Annotated in this window: 19 protein-coding genes and 3 tRNA genes; 11 read left to right on the forward strand and 11 right to left on the reverse strand. The window is 53.0% G+C overall.

Annotation, left to right across the window (positions count from 1 at the left end; genetic code table 11):
- Window positions 1-390 precede the first annotated feature (390 nt).
- Window positions 391-1,950 carry a galactarate dehydratase gene (gene garD, locus AC6I8K_RS14770; RefSeq protein ID WP_497826954.1) on the forward strand — a complete coding sequence of 520 codons (1,560 nt, stop codon included), beginning with the start codon at window positions 391-393 and terminating at the stop codon, window positions 1,948-1,950.
- Window positions 1,951-2,002: 52 nt separating this feature from the next.
- Here garD and AC6I8K_RS14775 read toward each other — a convergent pair whose 3' ends face one another.
- The 4 genes from AC6I8K_RS14775 to syd form a co-directional block, all read right to left on the reverse strand.
- Window positions 2,003-2,449, reverse strand: coding sequence for a flavodoxin (locus tag AC6I8K_RS14775; protein ID WP_497826955.1), 447 nt, complete (start codon window positions 2,447-2,449; stop codon window positions 2,003-2,005).
- A gap of 12 nt (window positions 2,450-2,461) precedes the next feature.
- The gene (gene truC, locus AC6I8K_RS14780) at window positions 2,462-3,241 is read right to left on the reverse strand and encodes a tRNA pseudouridine(65) synthase TruC (RefSeq protein ID WP_064738037.1); all 780 of its coding nucleotides are present in this window, start codon (window positions 3,239-3,241) and stop codon (window positions 2,462-2,464) included.
- Entirely contained in the window at window positions 3,241-3,567 is a 327-nt protein-coding gene (locus tag AC6I8K_RS14785) for a YqcC family protein (RefSeq protein WP_483816041.1), read from the reverse strand. The genes truC and AC6I8K_RS14785 overlap by 1 nt, the downstream gene beginning before the upstream one ends.
- 590 nt (window positions 3,568-4,157) lie before the next feature.
- Window positions 4,158-4,706, reverse strand: a complete 549-nt coding sequence (gene syd, locus AC6I8K_RS14790) for a SecY-interacting protein (RefSeq protein WP_497826956.1) — start codon at window positions 4,704-4,706, stop codon at window positions 4,158-4,160.
- A 61-nt stretch (window positions 4,707-4,767) separates the two neighbouring features.
- Between syd and queF the strand changes: the two genes are divergently transcribed.
- From queF to xni, 3 genes are all read left to right on the forward strand, one after another.
- Window positions 4,768-5,613, forward strand: coding sequence for an NADPH-dependent 7-cyano-7-deazaguanine reductase QueF (gene queF, locus AC6I8K_RS14795; protein ID WP_064738041.1), 846 nt, complete (start codon window positions 4,768-4,770; stop codon window positions 5,611-5,613).
- Between the two features lie 184 nt (window positions 5,614-5,797).
- Complete coding sequence (gene ppnN / locus AC6I8K_RS14800; protein WP_064738042.1) at window positions 5,798-7,162, forward strand: nucleotide 5'-monophosphate nucleosidase PpnN; 1,365 nt, start codon at window positions 5,798-5,800, stop codon at window positions 7,160-7,162.
- 38 nt (window positions 7,163-7,200) lie between these two features.
- Window positions 7,201-7,959, forward strand: coding sequence for a flap endonuclease Xni (gene xni, locus AC6I8K_RS14805; protein WP_497826957.1), 759 nt, complete (start codon window positions 7,201-7,203; stop codon window positions 7,957-7,959).
- Window positions 7,960-8,385: 426 nt separating this feature from the next.
- On the opposite strand, the gene rlmM is transcribed toward xni, so the two are convergent.
- The 4 genes from rlmM to AC6I8K_RS14825 form a co-directional block, all read right to left on the reverse strand.
- Window positions 8,386-9,486: a 23S rRNA (cytidine(2498)-2'-O)-methyltransferase RlmM gene (gene rlmM / locus AC6I8K_RS14810; RefSeq protein WP_483816044.1), complete on the reverse strand. Its 1,101-nt coding sequence runs from the start codon at window positions 9,484-9,486 to the stop codon at window positions 8,386-8,388.
- Window positions 9,479-9,874, reverse strand: coding sequence for a DUF423 domain-containing protein (locus AC6I8K_RS14815; protein ID WP_064738045.1), 396 nt, complete (start codon window positions 9,872-9,874; stop codon window positions 9,479-9,481). Before AC6I8K_RS14815 ends, rlmM begins: the two co-directional genes overlap by 8 nt.
- Window positions 9,875-9,923: 49 nt before the next feature.
- Complete coding sequence (locus AC6I8K_RS14820; protein ID WP_008109573.1) at window positions 9,924-10,841, reverse strand: transcriptional regulator GcvA; 918 nt, start codon at window positions 10,839-10,841, stop codon at window positions 9,924-9,926.
- Window positions 10,842-11,254: 413 nt separating this feature from the next.
- Window positions 11,255-11,479 carry a YgdI/YgdR family lipoprotein gene (locus AC6I8K_RS14825; protein ID WP_008109575.1) on the reverse strand — a complete coding sequence of 75 codons (225 nt, stop codon included), beginning with the start codon at window positions 11,477-11,479 and terminating at the stop codon, window positions 11,255-11,257.
- A gap of 206 nt (window positions 11,480-11,685) precedes the next feature.
- Between AC6I8K_RS14825 and csdA the strand changes: the two genes are divergently transcribed.
- A complete protein-coding gene (gene csdA, locus AC6I8K_RS14830) occupies window positions 11,686-12,891 on the forward strand; it encodes a cysteine desulfurase CsdA (protein ID WP_497826958.1) in 1,206 nt (401 codons plus the stop codon).
- Window positions 12,892-12,895: 4 nt separating this feature from the next.
- The gene (gene csdE, locus AC6I8K_RS14835) at window positions 12,896-13,351 is read left to right on the forward strand and encodes a cysteine desulfurase sulfur acceptor subunit CsdE (protein WP_497826959.1); all 456 of its coding nucleotides are present in this window, start codon (window positions 12,896-12,898) and stop codon (window positions 13,349-13,351) included.
- Here csdE and tcdA read toward each other — a convergent pair.
- Both tcdA and mltA read right to left on the reverse strand, forming a co-directional pair.
- A complete protein-coding gene (gene tcdA / locus AC6I8K_RS14840; protein WP_064738049.1) occupies window positions 13,339-14,145 on the reverse strand; it encodes a tRNA cyclic N6-threonylcarbamoyladenosine(37) synthase TcdA in 807 nt (268 codons plus the stop codon). The two genes, csdE and tcdA, sit on opposite strands and share 13 nt — an antisense overlap.
- A 28-nt stretch (window positions 14,146-14,173) precedes the next feature.
- Window positions 14,174-15,322, reverse strand: a complete 1,149-nt coding sequence (gene mltA, locus AC6I8K_RS14845; protein ID WP_064738050.1) for a murein transglycosylase A — start codon at window positions 15,320-15,322, stop codon at window positions 14,174-14,176.
- Window positions 15,323-15,526: 204 nt separating this feature from the next.
- Here mltA and AC6I8K_RS14850 point away from each other — a divergent pair.
- The 4 genes from AC6I8K_RS14850 to AC6I8K_RS14865 all read left to right on the forward strand — a co-directional run bounded on the left by AC6I8K_RS14850 (window position 15,527) and on the right by AC6I8K_RS14865 (window position 17,614).
- Window positions 15,527-15,603 (forward strand) — tRNA-Met (locus AC6I8K_RS14850).
- A gap of 52 nt (window positions 15,604-15,655) precedes the next feature.
- Window positions 15,656-15,732, forward strand: a tRNA-Met gene (locus AC6I8K_RS14855).
- A 51-nt stretch (window positions 15,733-15,783) separates the two neighbouring features.
- Window positions 15,784-15,860: transfer RNA gene (locus tag AC6I8K_RS14860), tRNA-Met, on the forward strand.
- A gap of 287 nt (window positions 15,861-16,147) precedes the next feature.
- Window positions 16,148-17,614: an Ig-like domain-containing protein gene (locus AC6I8K_RS14865; protein ID WP_497826960.1), complete on the forward strand. Its 1,467-nt coding sequence runs from the start codon at window positions 16,148-16,150 to the stop codon at window positions 17,612-17,614.
- Between the two features lie 40 nt (window positions 17,615-17,654).
- Here the strand turns inward: AC6I8K_RS14865 and amiC are convergent, their stop codons facing one another.
- Window positions 17,655-18,890, reverse strand: coding sequence for an N-acetylmuramoyl-L-alanine amidase AmiC (gene amiC / locus AC6I8K_RS14870; RefSeq protein WP_483816048.1), 1,236 nt, complete (start codon window positions 18,888-18,890; stop codon window positions 17,655-17,657).
- 233 nt (window positions 18,891-19,123) lie between these two features.
- Between amiC and argA the strand changes: the two genes are divergently transcribed.
- A complete protein-coding gene (gene argA, locus AC6I8K_RS14875) occupies window positions 19,124-20,452 on the forward strand; it encodes an amino-acid N-acetyltransferase (RefSeq protein WP_064738053.1) in 1,329 nt (442 codons plus the stop codon).
- Window positions 20,453-20,468 lie beyond the last annotated feature (16 nt).

Here is a 20,468-nt window from a genome sequence, read left to right on the forward strand (position 1 = left end):
GCGTCGTGACGAATAACCTAACGTTGAAGAACGAGAATCAGTATAGGAACAGCCTGGCGGCGAAACATTGGAAGAAAGCATGAGGATTAAGGATGAATAAGAATGATTTTATGGCATCTGCACATAACGCTGCGGCGTGGCTCACGGAACGCTTTTTTTCACCCTGATTTTGCCTGGTAAACGTACAGGCCGACCGCAGTTTGTGAGTCCCTTCACTTGCGTTTGGATAAACGAACCAAATTGCGCGGATAAATCCCCTTAAAGCCAGTCAGTTGCACAATGCGTTACGCAAATACCCCTGCATATACTGAGGCTGGCAAAAAACGATGACGTGATGAACACATTTAAACCGCGCTGCTAAGTACAGTGCGACGAACTGGAAGGTGAGCAATGAACCGTCCTCTGACAGAAAAACCGCTCTATATCAAAGTACACGATGCCGATAACGTGGCAATCGTGGTCAACAATCAGGGATTGCCGTCAGGCACCCGTTTCGACGACGGACTGCAACTGACTGAGCATGTGCCGCAGGGGCATAAAGTCGCGCTGAGCGACATCCCGCAAGATGGCGCCATCCTGCGCTACGGCGAGGTGATTGGCTACGCGCTGCGTCCGATCGCCCAAGGTAGCTGGATTGAAGAATCACTGGTGGCGCTGCCCGAAGCACCACCGCTCACTAGTTTGCCACTGGCGAACAATGTGCCGCCCGCCTTGCCGCCGCTGGAAGGTTACACTTTCGAAGGCTATCGCAACGCCGATGGCAGCGTCGGAACGCGCAATCTTCTCGGTATCACCACCAGCGTTCACTGCGTGGCGGGTGTAGTGGATTACGTGGTGCAGATAATCGAACGTGATTTATTGCCGCGTTATCCCAATGTCGACGGCGTGGTGGCGCTGAATCACCTTTATGGCTGCGGCGTGGCAATCAATGCGCCCGCTGCTGTGGTGCCGATTCGCACCATTCACAACCTGGCTTTGAATCCCAATTTCGGTGGCGAAGTGATGATCGTCAGCCTCGGCTGCGAGAAATTACAGCCGGAACGTCTGCTGACCGGCACACCGGATGTGCAGGCCATTTCACTGGATGACCACGACATTGTGCGTTTGCAGGATGAGCGGCTGGTGGGCTTTGGTGCGATGGTGGATGAAATCCTGCAGGTCGCCGAGCGCCATCTGAAAAAGCTCAATCAACGCCAGCGCGAAACCTGTCCAGCATCAGAGCTGGTGATCGGCACGCAGTGTGGCGGCAGCGATGCCTTCTCGGGCGTAACGGCGAATCCCGCCGTGGGATTTGCTTCTGATTTGCTGGTGCGCTGTGGTGCAACGGTGATGTTCTCGGAAGTGACCGAAGTGCGTGATGCCATTCATCTGCTAACGCCACGCGTGGTAGATGAAGCCGTTGGTCAACGGCTGCTGGAAGAGATGGCGTGGTATGACGATTATCTCAGCCAGGGGCAAACCGATCGCAGCGCCAATCCCTCACCGGGCAACAAAAAAGGTGGGCTGGCGAATGTGGTGGAGAAAGCGCTGGGCTCGATTGCTAAATCAGGTCGCAGCCCGATTGTTGAAGTGTTATCGCCAGGACAGCGCCCAACTAAACGCGGGCTAATTTATGCGGCCACGCCAGCCAGCGATTTCGTCTGTGGCACGCAGCAGATGGCATCGGGCATTACCTTGCAGGTGTTCACCACCGGACGCGGCACGCCTTACGGGTTGGCGGCTATCCCAGTGATTAAAATGGCGACGCGCAATGCGCTGGCTGAGCGCTGGCATGATTTGATGGATATTAATGCCGGAACCATTGCAACCGGTGAAGAGAGTATTGAGCAGGTCGGCTGGCGACTGTTTGAGTTGATTCTGGATATAGCCAGCGGACGCAAGCAAACGTGGTCGGATCGCTGGGGGATTCGCAATCAGCTGGCGGTATTTAATCCCGCGCCGGTAACGTAATGGCTAATCTGGCAGGTTAATGTAGGGTCGCCATTCATGGCGACCTTATTCATTACAGCAACTTACCCCAGCTCTCCACCCACGGTGATGTCACCGATTCTGGTTCAGGATGTTCCGTCGCATCCACCAGTAACATCTCTCCAACACGCTTTGCACTTTGATCCTGCAAGGTGACATCGAAGGTTTTACCTGCACCACAGAAATTGTCATAGCTGCTGTCACCCAAGCCAATCACACCGTAACGTAATTCTGGCTGATAACCCAGCTCATCACGCACCGCGACATACAGGCGGGCAATGTTATCCGGGAAGTCGCCCTGTCCGGTGGTTGAGGTGACAATCAGCACGACATCTTTGCTGTATGCCTGCCAATCTGCCATCGACGGATCTTCGAACACCTGCACGTCATGGCCCTGCTCTTCCAGCACCGTCTGTGCTTCTTCAGCCACCAGCAGTGCATTGCCGTAAACCGTACCTGTAAAAATGCCAATCTTTGCCATCTTGCCGCTCCTTTATTCTGTCGGCTTATCCTGGACTGCATCAAGGGCAAACTCAACCCTGGGAACATCAGGGATCTGATCCTGCCAGCCGAACTGCTCAAGCATCTGCTGCCAGACGCGATCCAACCCGGCACGAATCACTAAGGGCTCGCCGGTGACAGGATGGGTAAAGCGGAGTGCGCTGGCGTGTAGCATCAGGCGATTAAGGCCAAAGTGTGCCGCCGCACCACGATTCTGGCGCAGATCGCCGTGTGCGCTGTCACCAATAATCGGATGACGCAGATGCACCATGTGACGACGCAGCTGATGTTTACGGCCAGTGTGCGGCGCCATCTCAACCAACGTATAGCGCGCGGTGTTATAACGGCTGATGGCGACCGGCATTTCTACATGTGCAAGAGCCTGATAATCCGTTACCGCCGGTTGTGCCACGGGTTCTTGCGTGGCGAATTTGTCAGCAATCTTATCCAGTTCTTCCACCAGCGGATAATCCAGCGTCGCGCCGCCTTCAAGCCAGCCGCGCAACACCGCATGATAGGTTTTCTGCATCTGATGCTGTTCAAACTGCTGCGCCAGCAAATGGGCGACTTCGCTCGATAATCCCATCAGCAATACGCCCGAGGTGGGGCGATCAAGGCGATGCACGGTAAAAACGTGCTGACCAATCTGATCGCGTACCGTTTGCATCACCACCACTTTTTCATTGCGATCGAGCCAACTGCGATGCACCAGCCAACCGGCCGGTTTATTTACGGCGACCAGCCATTCATCTTGATAGAGGATTTCGAGCATCAGGCGGAAGGTTCCTGGAACAGCGCATCAAAGTGGTTGATTGTCAGCAATAACGCCGCATAACCCGACGTGTCGGCTGGTAATGCCACTTCATAATAAGGTGCGATAGCGAAATTTTGTGGTAACGGCGCACCGCTCTCAAGCAGCGCATAAAAACGCGGCATCAACACCCATTGCAGCCATTGCAGTGGCTCCATGGTATCGAGACAGAAAGGTTCGGTACTGGCGAAGGCGTTCGCCTCAGGCGATTGCGTCTGCCAGTGGCCGTGTTCGCGCATTACTGCTTCGACCTGCTGCAGGCGTTGAATAATCATTTGCGATGACATACGCCACCTCCAGAGAAAAATTGGGCGGCAAGCATATCATCAGTCACGCCCTGCGCAAAAAAGGCATAAAAAAAGGGAGCACTGTGATTACAGTGCTCCCGGTTTTCGTTTGCAGCATTCCAGCTACTGCTGTGCTCCCTGCTCATCCATGACAACTTTTCCTGCGCTTTCCATCGCTTGTCATCATGACATTGGTCCCTGGCATCCTGGCCCGCCACATTCCGCGTGGCTCTCATTCTCCGTCCTGGAGGTGTCCCTTACTCAATCCTGAGTGTCCTGCTTCATCCTGAAGCCTTCCTTGTGCCGTAAACTCCGTTACGTTCCCGCCTCATGGCTGACATTCTCCTGAACGTCTCTTAATCCCCAGCATCCTGCCAGTGGTGACTATTCTCCCAGAAACCATCGCAATAACAACCCAGTAAGACGCGTTAATAGCTTGAGTCCTGTCTTGATTTTCAGATAGATGCCATAAGTTCATGATTCACAATATTTTTACATTTAGGGCTTCCATTACTCTGCGGCATGATCTAGCGATCTCTCACACATCACGTGAGAGATCTCTCACAAGGCACGCCCTTAAAATCTGCAAATCAATCACTAACTGGCTGTAATGCATTAAGAAATGTCTCAACAGAAGTCGCCAGTATTTCACGCCTTTTAGTACCAGGCTCTTCCAGAATGACCTCACCCGTAAGATTGCACAGCGCTATCACATCATTATCTGAGTCAGTGGTGGCAATAAATAACGTTGGCGCTTGTCTTAAGCGGCGCTTCATTACCAGATGACCAATCAGGTTTTCCTGCAAGCGGGTGAAATCCGCTTCGCTCCACACCTGCAGTAATGTAATCGCCCGCTGCTCAAACCTTGCTGTCATATCGCCAGCAAATTGCGTGGTGTAAAACGCACTAATTTCTGGTTTTAGCTGGAGCTCCAGCGCGCGCTCCACCGCTTCAAGCGTGGCAGGCAGCGTAAAAGGTTGCGACTGCCATAATACGCGGTCATCCAGCGTACTAACAATGCAGTCGGAAGGGACGCCAATCAGTTCGGCGCTGGCGGGCAAATGCCCGGTTTGTTGCTGCCAATGTTCAACGTAGCGGGCGGTAAATTCACGCAGAGCATCTACGGTTTGCTGCATCATTCATATTCTCGCAGGTGTTAGGTTACACTTAACCACTTTGATGAAATTTAGTGGTAACTGTATGTCTTCTGAAAACCGGGATCAGGCACTAAGCGGCCTGACCTTAGGTAAGCCCACGGCTTATGTAGATCGCTACGATAACACGCTGCTGCAATCGGTGCCGCGCAGCCTGAATCGTGAACCGCTTGGGCTGTATCCGGATAATCTGCCGTTTAGCGGCGCGGATATCTGGACGCTATACGAACTCTCCTGGCTCAACAGCAAAGGCGTTCCACAGGTGGCGGTGGGCGAAGTTGTGCTACGCGCCGACAGCCAAAACCTGATCGAGTCGAAGAGTTTCAAGCTCTATCTTAACAGTTTTAATCAGACAGTTTTCGCCGACTGGGGTGAAGTGCGCCAGACGCTGGAGCGCGATCTCAGCGCCTGCGCCAACGGCGAGGTCAGCGTGGCGCTGTTCCGTCTCAGCGAAGTGGAAGGCCAGCCAATTGGTCACTTTAATGGCGAAGTGATTGATGAGCAGGATATTGAGATTCACGATTACGGATTCAATGCGGATTATCTGGCGCAGGCTGCAGGCCGCGAGATTGTTGAAGAAACCCTGGTTAGCCATTTGCTGAAATCCAACTGCTTAATCACCAATCAGCCTGACTGGGGCTCGGTGATGATTCGTTATAAAGGCCCGCGGATTGATCGCGAAGCGCTGCTGCGTTATCTCATCTCATTCCGTCAGCATAATGAGTTTCACGAGCAGTGTGTTGAGCGCATTTTTAATGACGTTCAGCGCTTTTGTCAGCCAGAAGCATTGACCGTCTATGCACGCTATACGCGTCGCGGCGGCCTGGATATCAATCCGTGGCGCAGTAACGTGCCCTTCTCTCCGGGATTTTCCCGCCTGGTTCGCCAGTAACAGATTGCGAGACGCCTCGCAGGCCGCTACACGGATGCGCGGTTCCTCTTGAGCATTCACGGGGGACAACGTTACTCTGTTGAAGGCGCGATTGAAAAGCATGCGCGACCAGGGATTTTCGTCGCTGCGTTAATAAGTTAAGCGCAGCGTCATCAGCCACGCATTTGCGTGTAAAGGAGTTCTCTTGATTACACATATCAGCCCGCTTGGCTCGATGGATCTGCTATCCCAGCTTGAAGTTGACATGCTGAAGCGCACTGCCAGCAGCGACCTTTATCAGCTGTTTCGTAACTGTTCTCTTGCGGTACTTAATTCGGGTAGCCAGACCGACAGCAGTCAGGAATTGCTCTCGCGCTTCGAAAACTTCGATATCAATGTGTTGCGTCGTGAGCGCGGTGTAAAACTGGAGCTTATCAACCCGCCGGAAGAAGCGTTTGTTGATGGCCGTATTATTCGTTCGCTGCAGGCCAACCTGTTTGCGGTACTGCGCGATATTCTGTTTGTTAATGGCCATCTCTCCGCGATCGAACGTTTCCAGCCTGAAGATACCGAAGACTCCGCGCACATCACTAACCAGGTGTTTTCGATTCTGCGTAACGCCCGCGCGCTGCATATCGGCGAATACCCGAATACCGTGGTTTGCTGGGGCGGTCACTCAATCAATGCGGTGGAGTATCAATATTGCCGCAACGTGGGTACGCAGATGGGCCTGCGTGAACTCAACATCTGTACCGGCTGCGGGCCTGGCGTCATGGAAGCACCAATGAAAGGCGCGGCCGTCGGTCATGCGCAACAGCGTTATCACGACAGCCGCTTTATCGGCTTAACCGAACCGTCAATCATTGCTGCTGAGCCACCGAATCCGTTGGTCAATGAGCTGATCATCATGCCGGATATTGAAAAACGCCTCGAAGCTTTTGTGCGTATGGCTCACGGTATTGTGATCTTCCCTGGCGGCGTCGGCACGGCAGAAGAGTTCTTGTATTTGCTGGGTATTCTGATGAATCCGCACAACAGCGAGCAGGTGTTGCCACTGATTCTGACCGGCCCCAAAGAGAGCGCCGATTACTTCCGCGTGCTGGATGATTTTATTGTTAACACGCTGGGCGAAGCAGCACGTAAGCACTACAAAATCATCATTGATGACGCCGCTGAAGTCGCGCGTCTGATGAAAAAGGCCATGCCGCAGGTGAAGGAATATCGTCGCGAAACCGGCGATGCGTATAGCTTCAACTGGTCGATTCGTATTGCACCGGAATTACAGGTTCCCTTCCTGCCCACGCACGAGAATATGGCTAACCTGAAGTTGTTCCCGGATCAACCTGCCGAGCTGTTGGCAGCCGATCTGCGCCGCGCCTTCTCCGGGATTGTCGCCGGAAACGTTAAAGAGATAGGGATCCGTGAAATCCGCGAGAAAGGCCCGTACAAGCTGCATGGCGATGCCAATCTCATGCATCGCATGGATGAGCTTTTACAGGGCTTTGTCGCGCAGCAGCGCATGAAGCTGCCGGGCAGCGCTTACACGCCTTGCTACGAAATCATCAAATAACCCATCAGGAAGGCAGCCTGCGGGCTGCCGCTATCGCTATGTCGTTTCATCTTCTTATCATTGATGCGCTTAATCTGATTCGTCGTCTGCATGCCGTGCAAGGATCCCCGTGCCGTGACAGCTGCGTTGCCGCCTTGCATCAGTTATTAGGCCACACTCAGCCCACGCACGTGGTGGCGGTTTTTGATAGTCACGATCGTCAGCCGGGTTGGCGTCATCAACTTCTGCCGGATTACAAAGCGGGTCGCCCGCCGATGCCCGAAGATTTGCATCTGGAGATGCCAGCGCTGCAGGAAGCCTTCCGCGCCGTTGGCGTCAGTTGCTGGGTCGCCGATGTAGACGAAGCTGACGATCTTGCTGCCACGCTGGCGGTGAAAATGGCTGACGCCGGTCATCAGGCAACGATTGTGTCCACCGATAAAGGCTATTGTCAGCTACTGGCCCCCAACATTCGCATTCGCGACTATTTTCAGAAGCGTTGGCTGGATGTGCCCTTTATCGAGCAAGAGTTTGGCGTCTCGCCTGCACAGTTACCCGATTACTGGGGATTATGCGGTATCAGCAGCAGTAAAATCCCCGGCGTGCCTGGCATTGGACCCAAAAGCGCCCGCGAGTTGCTGATGCAGTTTGGCTCGCTGGACACGATCTATCAGCAATGGGATCAAGTTCCAGGCAAGTGGCAGGGGAAATTACAGGAACAGCGAGAAATGGCGGAAATCTGCCGTGAGGTATCAACGTTAAAACGCGATTTGGTGTTGCAGGGCAATCTCAATACGTTGAGATATCAGGCAAAATAACGGTCGCCATAAATGGCGCCCCTACGTTTACAGAGCGCGGTTTTCGTAGGGTGGGCATTCATGCGCACCAGGAATAATATAGCGTTTTCAAAATGCATCCTGCGAAAGAATTTGCGCTAGAACAAGACGAGTAAACGCAGCCAACCCCCCTGTAGTGCAAAGTATGAATCTGGCATCCTGCGAAAGAATTTGCGCTACAGCAAGGCGGCAAGCGCGCGAGTCCCCGGGAGCATACATCAGTATGTGACCGGGGCGAGCAAACGCAGCCAACGCGGCTGTAGTGCAAAGTATGAAGCTGACATCCTGCGAAAGAATTTGCGCTACAGCAAGGCGGCAAGTGCGCGAGTCCCCGGGAGCATACATCAGTATGTGACCGGGGCGAGCAAACGCAGCCAACGCGGCTGTAGTGCAAATTATGAAGCAGGATTAGCGCTCGTCGCGACGCCCGCCAACTGCCGCCCAAAACCGGCGCACGTGTACCGTCACTTCTTCGCGATCGTGATACAGCTGACGGGCCTGAATCTGCGCATTGATGCCCTGCGCTTTCAGCGCGTCATCGATCATCGCCAGATTCTGCGTCACTTCTTCGTAGCGTTTCTTCATGGGCAGCTTGAGGTTGAAGATAGCTTCACGGCACCAGCCATTTACCAGCCACTCGGTCATCAGGCTGGCCACGCGTACCGGTTTTTCCACCATGTCGCACACCAGCCAACTGATGTTGGTACGCGGCGGGCGGAATTTAAAACCATCTTCGCGGCAGTGCGTGACTTGTCCGGTATCCATGAGGCTTGGCGCCATCGGGCCGTTATCCACCGCAAACACCCACATGCTGCGCTTCACCAGTTGATAGGTCCAACCGCCTGGACAAGCGCCGAGATCGACGGCGTACATGCCGCTGGCTAAACGTTCATCCCATTCATCGGCGGGCACAAATACGTGAAATGCCTCTTCCAGCTTGAGCGTGGAACGGCTCGGCGCATCGGAGGGGAACTTCAGGCGCGGAATGCCCATGTAGAACGGCGAGTTGTTTTCTGGCAGCGAATAACCGACATAACACGTGCCCGGTGCAATAAAGAAGACGTGCACCACCGGACGCTTCGGCGTTTCGTAGTTAAGCAGGATTTTGCTTTCACGCAGACTGGCACGCAGCGGCACGGTTAACTTGCGGCAGAACTTGGTGAGCTCCTTCGCCTCATTGGTATCCGGCACCTCGACCCGCAGTTCACCGCCCTTTTCCACCACACCGGTCAGCATGCCGACAATAGGAGTGATACGATCCTCTGGCGGCAAATCGCGCAGCAGTTCACCGACCACCAGCATCTGACGTGCAAAGATTAGCTCGGCAAACGGCAGCGTTTGGATCAGCTTTTCTGCATCTTCCTGCTGATAGCATTCATACAGCACGTAACCCGAGTCATCTTTGACGCGCGGGAAGCCGTAAATCTCACGCTCAGCGGCTTTCGCGCTGATTTCTGCCGCGCACTCTTTCTCAAATCCCGGACGGCAATAGAGCAATACTTTATTCATGGCGATCTGCCTTTCGTTTCAGACGCAGTGCGCCAATCAACATCAAAAACCAGCCAATAAGGAAGCACAAACCTCCTACTGGCGTAACAAAAACCCAAAACTTCATGTGCGACAGCGCCAGACAATAGAGGCTGCCACTGAACAACACGGTACCGAGCGCCATAGCGGCACTACTCCAGTAAAACCAGATATTGGCGCGACGCAGCATGGCGGCACCCAGGCCAATCACCGCCAGCGTGTGATACGCCTGATATTCAAGGCCGGTATGTATCCACGCCATTTCGGCTGGGCCGAGTGATTGACTCAGCACGTGCGCCCCGAAAGCACCAAACGCCACCAGCAAAAATCCGCTAATGGCAGCAAAAACAAACATGGCACGACTGGACATCAAAGAATCCTCAAGGTAATACGCACATCACTGTGCGGCCATCAATGCATTAGTGATCGTAGCGAAAACGGAATTTTTCTTGTTCATTAGCCGCTTTTTCCAGGATCCACTGACGAAAGGCGGCTATTTTACCCAGTTCTGCCTGGCTGTCATGACAAACCAGATAAAAAGCATTTTTACTGACCAATACGTCATTAAAAGGACAGACCAGACGACCGGCTTCAATTTCACTCTGCGCCATCACATTATTGGCCAGCGCCACACCCTGGCCATGAATGGCCGCCTGCAGTACCATCGCGCTGTGGCTGAAGATCGGGCCCTGTTGCACGTTAATGTGCTGCAAGCCAAGCTGGCGGGTGTAGGATTGCCAGTCGCGACGCGATGCATCATGCAATAGCGTGCAGTGCGCCAAATCAGCCGGCGATTTGAGTGGATTATCACCCGTCAGCAGCATCGGTGAGCAGACCGGCAGCAAATATTCGGCATACAATTTCTCAACCCGCAGGCCTGGCCAATTGCCGCGACCGTAGAAAATCGCCACGTCAACATCGTCCGCCAATTTCTCCTCGTCACGGTCCACCGCCTGGATACGCACGTCGATGCCCGGATAAGCCATATTAAAGCTGGAAAGACGTGGCACCAGCCACTGAATGGCGAAGCTCGGCAGCAAACTGACGGTGAGCGCACCTTTGGCACTGCGCGCCTGTAACTTACGCGTCGCATCGTTCAGGGCGGAGAAAATCTCTTTAATATCTAAATAGTAGCTTTGACCTTCTTCTGTCAGTAAAAGCGAACGATTCCTCCGGCGAAACAGCTTTAGACCGAGGAAATCTTCCAGAGATTTGATCTGATGGCTGACAGCAGCCTGGGTAACAAATAGCTCTTCGGCGGCTTTGGTGAAGCTCAAATGACGGGCAGCAGCATCGAAGACGCGTAAAGCATTAAGCGGCGGAAGGCGTTTAGACATGGTTTTCCGTATCCGGATTGACAAGGTAATACTTCAACTTATACAAAGTCGCTACGTATTAGTTTTTTTAATCCGAGACATTATAATTTGTCCGTTGAGGAAGCTCCAGCAAATACCTATAGTTGCCGCACTTCCTGAGCCGGAACGAAAAGATTTCTGGAAACGTGCGAGAGATCGCAGACTTTTGGAGAGCTTTTGGCTTGTGGTCGTGATGTTGTGTTTGCATTTTGATCTGACGCTTGCAGATCAAGCTTTTAATTCCTGTAGATTTACCCTGTCTGTCCATAGTGATTTTAAATAGCACCGCAAATTGCGGTGCTTTTTTTTTTTTGCCGCACATCCCTGTGCGTCACCTTCCGGGCCGTCGCAAAGCGACGTTAATAATTTCTCCCGGAAATTTTTTATCTCTCTACTTACTGTCCCATCTCCACCATCTCTTTGACGTCAGAGCGGTTAATCTGCTGCTTGTTGCCATTGGCATCCTGATAGCTGATCATACCGGTTTCGTCATCAACTTTAGGTTTGCCGTCGGCTACGATAGTGCGACCATCGTTAGTGTGCATCACGTAATTGCTGGAACAGGCGGACAGGGTAAAGGCCAGAGTACATACGGCCAGCACTGCGGTGAGTTTATTCATCTTCTATCTCCTTGCAGATTGATTGCATTAAACCACCCGCATGCGCTCATCAACGGTAGCGCCAGTGAAATCGACTATGAATAGCGATGCGTTATGCGGGTTTCGGTTCAAACCTTGCAATAATTAGCATAACGCGCTTTTCCAGCTTTGCCAGGCAACAGGCTAGCTTTCAGCCTGGTCCTAACATGATTAATAGTGGGCCGAGTATGACCATTTTTTCCCCAACATCCTTTCGTCAGCAGTTTCCCGCAATGAGCGATGCCGGCATTTATCTCGATAGCGCCGCCACGGCGCTTAAACCGCAGGCGGTAATTGACGCGACCGCTCAGTTTTACAGCTTAAGCGCAGGCACCGTGCACCGCAGCCAGTTCGCTGCTGCCCGCGCGTTAACGGAAAAGTATGAACAGGCACGCGGTTTAGTGGCGCGCTGGCTCAATGCGGCAGACGATCGGCAGATTGTCTGGACGCGTGGCACCACCGAAGCGATCAATCTGGTGGCCAACAGCTGGCTAGCCCCGCGACTGCAAGCAGGCGATGAAATTGTGGTCAGCGAAGCTGAACATCATGCCAATCTGGTGCCGTGGCTAATGTTGGCGCAGGCCAGAGGTGCGAAAGTGGTGAAATGGCCGCTAGGCGACGATCGGTTGCCCGATATCGCGCAGCTCCCGGCATTGCTTAATTCACGTACCCGATTGCTGGCCGTGAGCCAGATGTCGAATGTTACCGGCGGCTGTCCGGATCTGGCCCAGGCGATCCGCTTAGCCCATGACGTGGGCGCCAAAGTCATGGTCGATGGTGCGCAAGGCGTGGTGCATTGTCCACCGGACGTACAGGCGCTGGATATCGATTTCTATGCCTTTTCCGGCCATAAGCTATACGGACCAATGGGCATTGGCGTGCTGTATGGCAAAGCTGAATTACTGGACGCGATGAATCCGTGGCACGGCGGCGGCAAAATGCTGACGCAAGTCGATTTCAACGGCTTCACGCCGCAGCCAGTGCCGTGGCGTTTTGAAGCCGGAACGCCCAATGTCGCAGGCGTGGTGGGTTTGAGCGCCGCGCTGGAATGGCTGGCGCAGCATCATGCCGAAAAGGCCGAAATGTGGAGCCAGCAGCTGGCGAGCCTGGCCGAAGAGCAGCTGAGCGACATTCCCGGTTTCCGCAGCTTCCGTTGTGGTAATGCCAGCCTGCTGGCGTTTGATATTGCAGGCATTCATCATAGTGATATCGTCACACTACTCGCCGAGCACGGCATCGCATTGCGCGCAGGGCAGCACTGCGCGCAGCCGCTTATGGCGGCGCTTAGCGTCACTGGCACGCTGCGCGTCTCGTTCGCCCCCTATAATAATCTGCAGGACGTGGATGCGCTGGTGCGCGCCATGCATCATGCCGTCGACTTACTAAGTGAATAAGCCAATGACATCAACTCTGCTTGCCCCGCATCCGTTCGGCGATCTGATTACCGCAGCCAGCCTGACGGAAAAATTCACCCAGTTCCATCAATGGGAAGATCGCTATCGCCAGTTGATTCAACTTAGCCGTCAGCTGCCTGCGTTATCGGAAGCATTAAAGACGGCGGATATCGAGCTCAGCGGCTGTGAAAACCGCGTATGGCTAAGCAGCCAGCTGTTGAACAACGGCACGCTGCATTTTTATGGCGACAGTGAAGGACGCATCGTGCGCGGATTGCTGGCGGTGTTACTGACGGCAGTGGAAGGCAAAACGCCAGCCGACTTGCTGCGGCAAGATCCGCTGGCGTTATTTGATACCTTAGGCCTGCGCGCGCAGCTTAGTGCGTCGCGCAGCAGTGGCTTACAGGCGCTGGCCGATGCGGTGCAACGCGCGGCGCGTCAGCACACTCAGGCTGTTTGACGCACCGCCCTGGCGAGAAACTTCTTTAGCGCATGCGAAACCGCCACAAAACCGAAGGTGGCGGTGACCATGGTGGCCGCACCGAAACCAGCGGCACAGTCCATACGTTTCGGGCCTTCTGCGGTGGAACGTGAGGTGCAGACGCTGCCGTCCGGCTGCGGATACATCAGCGCTTCCGTCGAGAATACGCAGTCGATACCGAGCTTCCCTTTACTGTTCTTCACTACGCCGAAATCCCCTTTCAATCTCTCACGCAGCTTGGCCGCCAGCGGATCCTGAATGGTTTTCGCCAGATCGCTAACCTGAATCTGCGTGGGATCGATCTGACCGCCCGCGCCGCCGGTGGTAATCAGCGGGATCTTATTGCGACGACACCAGGCAATCAACGCGGCTTTGGGGCGCACGCTGTCAATCGCATCAATCACATAGTCAAAACCCGCAGAGAGCAGTTCGGCGGTATTCTCTGGCGTGATGAAGTCATCGATACAAATCACCTCGCATTCCGGATTGATAGCGCGCATACGCTCGGCCATCACTTCGGTTTTCGCCTGGCCCACTTTGCCCTGCAACGCGTGAATCTGGCGATTGGTATTGGTGATACAGACATCGTCCATATCAATCAGGGTAATTTTACCGATGCCGGTGCGCGCTAACGCTTCCGCCGCCCACGAACCCACGCCGCCAATACCAATCACGCAAAAGTGCGCGTCGGCAAAACGCTGAAGCGCGTCCTGCCCATACAGACGCGCCGTGCCGCCAAAACGTTGTCGCCAGGCGTCGCTTACTACTGTCATAACCAAACCTTTCCGGGAAAACGAGACATTAATTAGACCCTAACAGCAGCGAACCGTTGTTGCCATTTTGTGGGTTGCTAAACACCGGCTGACCAGTACCCGGCGCGGCTTTCAGCACCCAGACGCGGCCATAATGGTTGTAGAAACCAGCCAGATGCGCCGCATCCGGACCAACGCCCTGATAGATATCGAAGTGCTGGCCTTTAATTGCCCCCCCGACATCCAGCGCCACCATCAGTCGCATCTCATATTTGCCGTTAAATTTCCCCTTCTCATTCAGCTGCGGCACTTCTGCCAACAGCACAGTTCCGGCTGGAATCAGTGAACGATCAGAGGCGACTGACGCCTTGGCAATCAGCGGAACCGCGCTGGCACCGCGCACCGGCACATACTCTTCAGGTTTAAAGAAGACGAAGGATTGGTTGGTTTCCAGTACCGAGCGAACTTCTGCTGGCGAATGATCCTGCGCCCACTGACGAATCGCCTGCATCGACATATCTTCGCGCTTCACTTCACCACGATCGATCAACTCTTTACCGACGCTGTGGTAAGCCCAGCCATTTTTGCCGCCATAACCAAAGAAGCGCAACGGACGTCCGTCACCAAAATCGACGTAGCCACTGCCCTGCACATCCATCATGAAGTTATCAATCAGCGAGTTGCTGTAAGCAATAATGTAACGGTCGTCGAGTCCACCATTATAGATAGAAGCGCGGCTCGGCAGTTTCTGCCCGCGCGGGCGCGGTGGCATACGATAAATGGGATACTGGAACTCGCCCTGACGCGTATAACGCGCTTCCACTACCGGCGTGTAATAGCCAGTAAATTGCACGTTGCCATAATTGTCGGTGCCCTCCATCTGATAAGCATTCAAACCAAACTGATTGAGCTGACGCGTATCGGCGCCAGAAAGCAGCCAGTTCTGGATTGCGCTATAGGTGCCGTTATTGCGGCCAAACAGACCGGAAGAGGTAGTTTGAATCTGCACTACCTGATCGCTAAAGTCTTTGCCGTTCACCGGACGTCCTTTGGCATTCGGCTGATTGACCAGCCCGAGCGGCTGCTCCAGCTTGCCATCTATATATTGTTGACCCCGGTCGGTCGGTTTAGAACTACAGCCCGCTAACAGCGCGATAAATGCGCCAGTAAGTGCATACTTCGCCCAATGTCCTTTCATAACCTTCTCTTTTTATCGATTGTTTGCCCGGCGACGATAGCAAAGGGGCCGAGAGATTGAAATCCGCGACAAGCGGTTGCGCTCACATCTGTACAATAATCCACCCAATGGCGAGTTTATTCACCAACTGACTGTAAATTTAGCGCTTTGTCTCAAAAAGGGGTTGCATCGCCGCGCGTCCAGAGTATAGTGCGCATCCACGGACGCGGGGTGGAGCAGCCTGGTAGCTCGTCGGGCTCATAACCCGAAGGTCGTCGGTTCAAATCCGGCCCCCGCAACCAATTCTTCTTAAATGAAGAGACAATGTGAAGTGTGTGTAACGCGTCAAACGGACGCGGGGTGGAGCAGCCTGGTAGCTCGTCGGGCTCATAACCCGAAGGTCGTCGGTTCAAATCCGGCCCCCGCAACCAATTGTCTTAAGAAGAATACAATGTGAAAAGTCGCGTAATGCGGCAGACGGACGCGGGGTGGAGCAGCCTGGTAGCTCGTCGGGCTCATAACCCGAAGGTCGTCGGTTCAAATCCGGCCCCCGCAACCAATCATTTAAACACCTTAACGGGTGTTTTTTTGTTTTTACACTTTATCGCTGTCCCCTCCATGTTATCTGCCATAAAACTCAACGCGCATGAGTAGATTTCACAAAATGTTTATAATGTTAAAATATCATAACATCATGTTTTTAATGATGTAATTATGAATTCCTCAGGTAAACATTTTCGTTAATTTTTATCGGGACAAGTCTCAGGTTTTCAATTTCTCATTTTCGTAACACTGCACCCATTGATAACGCATCGGGCGTTGTCCAGGCACAGTGAGAAATTAAAAATGGCTTATTCTAATAAATTTTACTCTTGGGGTTTTTACAGAAACTTATGGCCACGCCCACAGTTTCAACCTGGCGAAGTTGTCGTAGATGATATCCGACACAAAGTGGGAAATGAGTGGAGCTCAATTAATCCTGGTTCAACGGATAAAACGGGTGATGTGTTATTATCCGGCTTCGCCTACGCCTATGCCAAAATAGAAATTTACGACAACGGTAAACTTTTATTCACCACGCAAGCGGGACGTTTAGGAACCTGGACTGCCGACTTATCCGATGTTATTTCTGCTGGCAACCACAATTTCATGGTGAAACAAACAGGTTATGGCTTTGCGCCAGGCGCCCCCATCAACCTGATTGTTGAAGGTAACAATAGCGAAATTCCTGTGGAGATTACTCAGGTTTATAGCGATAACAGCGTGCTTCACGATGGTAATCATACTAATGACGCTCGTCCCAGCTTCCGGGGAAAAGGTCCGGCTAATGCGAAGGTCTTGCTGGTAGATGAAAATAATAATGTAGTTGCCTCAGGAAATACGGATATTTATGGCAACTGGAACGTTAAACCAGAATACGATATTAATGATGGCAGCTATAACTTCCGTGCATTTATTAACGGAAAATACAGCTCAGACATAAATTTAACCATTGATACCACGCCCCCTGATCATACATTAACCTTCACTGGTGCCTTTTATTTATTAACGTATGAAGGTATTCCAGAAAACGGAAAAACCAACGATCTGCGCCCTAATTTTACGGGCAAAGCGGCACCGGGTTCAGTAATTTATCTGTTCGTTGAAGGCAGCAATGAACCGATTGGTGGAACAATTACTAACGGCTTTGGTGAGTGGAGTATTACTGCTTTCAAAGATCTTGAGCTGGGCACGCAAACGCTGGAAGTGCGTGCTGATAACCAAACCGCCCAATTCACCCTGACAATTGAAGTTGAAACGTTTATTCAGCCTGTGACGATTGATTACCTGGTGGATGGTCAGACTTTTGATACTATTCCTGAAAATGGCTTGTCTAATGATTCCACGCCATGGATCAGCGGTAAAAGCGCGGCTTTTGCTAACATCCTGCTTCTGGAAGGCACTAAATTCCTTGGCTTTGTACAAGCAGATGAGCAAGGTAAATGGAATTATGAAATCACTACGGCGCTGGACGCAGGCCAGCATGCAATAACGGCCTTCGCGGACGGACAAACCAGCGAGCCTTTCAACTTCAGCATTGCGGCGCAAAAAATACCCGGCAAAGGTTGGGGTGGCGGCATCTATAGTGTGAATGACTTGCTGATTGAAGACGAAACCAGTCTGTTTGCACAGGATATTGAGCAGCCAGAAGTTGCCACTCTGGTTCTCAACCAGAGTGATCTCACGACGCAAAGTGATGCTGTTGGTATCGAGATCGCAGCACTCCCGCTGACGGCGGCAGATGAAGAACAAGCTTCCCTGCCCTTCGCTTAATCACTGAAAGATAAAACGGATGGCCACCGCCATCCGTTTTTTAGCGATGTGCCAGCGCCGCGCCCTTATCAAAATACGCCTTAATACCCTGCAGAATCGCCTCAGCGACCTGATGCTGATAGCGCGCCGTACGCAGCTTCCGTTCCTCTTCTACATTACTGATAAATGCGGTTTCTACCAGAATAGAGGGAATATCCGGCGCTTTAAGCACCGCGAATCCGGCCTGATCGACCGTACGCTTGTGCAAATGGTTGATGTGCCCCATGCGCGACAAGACTTCTTTGCCAAACTTTAGGCTGTCGCTAATGGTTTGCCGCTGTACCATATCGAACATGGTGTGATCAAGATAACGGTCGCCACTCATGCTAACGCCACCAATCAAATCAGCCTCATTCTGCGTTTGCGCCAGAAAACGCGCCGCCGCGGAGGTTGCGCCGCGGGTTGAGAGCGCAAATACTGATGAGCCGCGCGCGGCACGACTGGTAAAGGCATCGGCGTGGATCGAAATAAACAGATCCGCACGCTGCTTGCGCGCTTTCGCCACCCGCACACGCAGCGGGATGAACACATCCTCATTACGCGTCATGTAGGCTTTCATGTTGCGCTCTTTGTCGATCAGCGCCTTCAGATAGCGACCGATCTTCAACACAATATCTTTCTCACGCGTTTTGTATTTGCCATGCGCACCGGGATCTTCACCACCATGTCCGGGATCGATCATGATGATAATCGGTCGATCGCGCCCCGCTTTCCCCGGCAGCGCCGCCTGTACTGGCTGATCGCGCTCGAGATCGCCCTGATTGTAATCCTGCAGTAATGCCAGTAGCGGATCCTCTTCGCGCGACTGCTGACTCGGATAGAGATCAACCACCAAGCGGTGCTTAATACCCGCCACCGGCGCCAGCGTGAAGGTCTTTGGTGCGATGCTACGCTTCACCTCCAGCACAAGCCGTACCGTGTTGGCATCAAACTGGCCAACGCGCGCGGTTTTGATGTAGGGATCGTCCACACGCACCAGTCTATCCACCCCTTTCAGTACCGGATTAATGTGCATATTTTCAATATCAATAACCAGACGATCGGGATTACTCAGCGTGAACTGCTTGTACTTGAGGGGAACGTTTGATTCCAATGTAACGCGGGAGTAAGTCGATGATGGCCAGATACGCACCGCCACAATATGCTGACTGGCAGCCAAGCCGGTGCGCGTGACGCTAAGCATGAATAGTGCGCCTGCGCCCTGTAATAATCGTCGTCGTGTAAAAGCTTCGGACATGCCGCTCCAACTACTGTGTAATGTCTAAAAAATCGTCACTTGATGGCAAGAAAGTGAAAACTTTGTTCGATGAGAATTGTCTTGTCTTGCCGGAAAACCCAGATAATGCAGTCTGTTAGCACGTGTTGCATCAGGAAAATCGTAAAGTAACGTCAGGCCCGGCGCTTGCAATAACCGGCAAAAGAGCATAAAAATACGAAAATTACGAATAAACATGCACAGAGGGCTTTGCCGTGAAGGAACGCAGTACAGAACTGGTTCAGGGTTTTCGCCATACCGTTCCCTATATAAATACCCATCGTGACAAGACCTTTGTCATCATGTTGGGTGGCGAGGCCATCGAGCATGAGAACTTCTCAAGCATCGTTAATGATATCGGTCTGCTGCATAGTCTCGGCATTCGCTTAGTGGTGGTTTATGGTGCGCGTCCGCAGATTGACGCCAGCATGGCCCAACAACAACTGGAACCGATTTATCACAAACACACGCGCGTAACCGATGCGCAGTCGCTGGAATTGGTGAAGCAGGCGGCCGGTCGTTTACAGCTGGATATCACCGCGCGACTGTCGATGAGCCTTAACAACACGCCGCTTCAAGGCGCGCATATTAATGTGGTGAGCGGCAACTTCATTATCGCGCAGCCGCTGGGCGTGGATGATGGCGTTGATTACTGCCACAGCGGCCGTATTCGTCGTATTGATGAAGACGCTATTCATCGTCAGTTGGACAACGATGCGATTGTGCTGCTCGGTCCGGTAGCGGTTTCTGTCACCGGCGAGAGTTTTAACCTGACTTCTGAAGAAGTGGCGACGCAGCTGGCTATCAAATTGAAGGCCGAGAAGATGATTGGTTTCTGCTCCGAGCAGGGCGTGACTAACCGTGAAGGCGCGATTATTTCCGAACTGTTCCCGAACGAAGCCCAGGCGCGCATCGACGAGATGGAGAGCGACGGCGATTTCCTCTCTGGCACCGTGCGTTTCTTACGCGGTGCGGTAAAAGCCTGCCGCAGCGGCGTGCGGCGTAGCCACCTGATCAGCTATCAGGAAGACGGTGCGTTGCTGCAAGAACTGTTCTCGCGCGACGGTATCGGAACGCAGATTGTGATGGAGTCCGCTGAACAGATCCGTCGCGCCAACATCAACGATATCGGCGGCATTCTCGAGCTGATCCGCCCACTGGAGCAGCAAGGTATTCTGGTGCGCCGTTCCCGTGAACAGCTGGAGATGGAGATTGATAAGTTCACGATTATTCAGCGCGATAACCTGACTATTGCCTGCGCCGCGCTCTATCCGTTCCCGGATGAGCAGATTGGTGAGATGGCCTGTGTGGCAGTGCATCCGGATTATCGCAGCTCGTCGCGTGGTGAACTGCTTCTGGACCGCGTGGCGCTTCAGGCGCGCCAGATGGGGCTAAAAAAGCTCTTTGTCTTAACCACGCGCAGCATTCACTGGTTCCAGGAACGCGGATTTACGCCGGTGGATATTGAGTCGCTGCCTGAGAGCAAAAAGCAGATGTATAACTATCAGCGCCGTTCGAAAGTGTTGATGGCGGATTTGGGGTAACGCCTGCTGGTGGGCA

Source organism: Pantoea sp. X-Soil-ISGK-421, assembly GCF_059730785.1.

Coding starts and splice junctions, on each gene's coding strand:
- syd (WP_497826956.1), bottom strand. CDS start 4,706: ATGATGCAGCAAACCGTAGATGCTCTGCGTGAATTTACCGCCCGCTAC.
- AC6I8K_RS14775 (WP_497826955.1), bottom strand. CDS start 2,449: ATGGCAAAGATTGGCATTTTTACAGGTACGGTTTACGGCAATGCACTG.
- garD (WP_497826954.1), top strand. CDS start 391: ATGAACCGTCCTCTGACAGAAAAACCGCTCTATATCAAAGTACACGAT.
- AC6I8K_RS14785 (WP_483816041.1), bottom strand. CDS start 3,567: ATGTCATCGCAAATGATTATTCAACGCCTGCAGCAGGTCGAAGCAGTA.
- AC6I8K_RS14820 (WP_008109573.1), bottom strand. CDS start 10,841: ATGTCTAAACGCCTTCCGCCGCTTAATGCTTTACGCGTCTTCGATGCT.
- truC (WP_064738037.1), bottom strand. CDS start 3,241: ATGCTCGAAATCCTCTATCAAGATGAATGGCTGGTCGCCGTAAATAAA.
- csdA (WP_497826958.1), top strand. CDS start 11,686: ATGACCATTTTTTCCCCAACATCCTTTCGTCAGCAGTTTCCCGCAATG.
- csdE (WP_497826959.1), top strand. CDS start 12,896: ATGACATCAACTCTGCTTGCCCCGCATCCGTTCGGCGATCTGATTACC.
- AC6I8K_RS14865 (WP_497826960.1), top strand. CDS start 16,148: ATGGCTTATTCTAATAAATTTTACTCTTGGGGTTTTTACAGAAACTTA.
- AC6I8K_RS14825 (WP_008109575.1), bottom strand. CDS start 11,479: ATGAATAAACTCACCGCAGTGCTGGCCGTATGTACTCTGGCCTTTACC.
- AC6I8K_RS14815 (WP_064738045.1), bottom strand. CDS start 9,874: ATGTCCAGTCGTGCCATGTTTGTTTTTGCTGCCATTAGCGGATTTTTG.
- mltA (WP_064738050.1), bottom strand. CDS start 15,322: ATGAAAGGACATTGGGCGAAGTATGCACTTACTGGCGCATTTATCGCG.
- queF (WP_064738041.1), top strand. CDS start 4,768: ATGTCTTCTGAAAACCGGGATCAGGCACTAAGCGGCCTGACCTTAGGT.
- rlmM (WP_483816044.1), bottom strand. CDS start 9,486: ATGAATAAAGTATTGCTCTATTGCCGTCCGGGATTTGAGAAAGAGTGC.
- amiC (WP_483816048.1), bottom strand. CDS start 18,890: ATGTCCGAAGCTTTTACACGACGACGATTATTACAGGGCGCAGGCGCA.
- xni (WP_497826957.1), top strand. CDS start 7,201: ATGTCGTTTCATCTTCTTATCATTGATGCGCTTAATCTGATTCGTCGT.
- tcdA (WP_064738049.1), bottom strand. CDS start 14,145: ATGACAGTAGTAAGCGACGCCTGGCGACAACGTTTTGGCGGCACGGCG.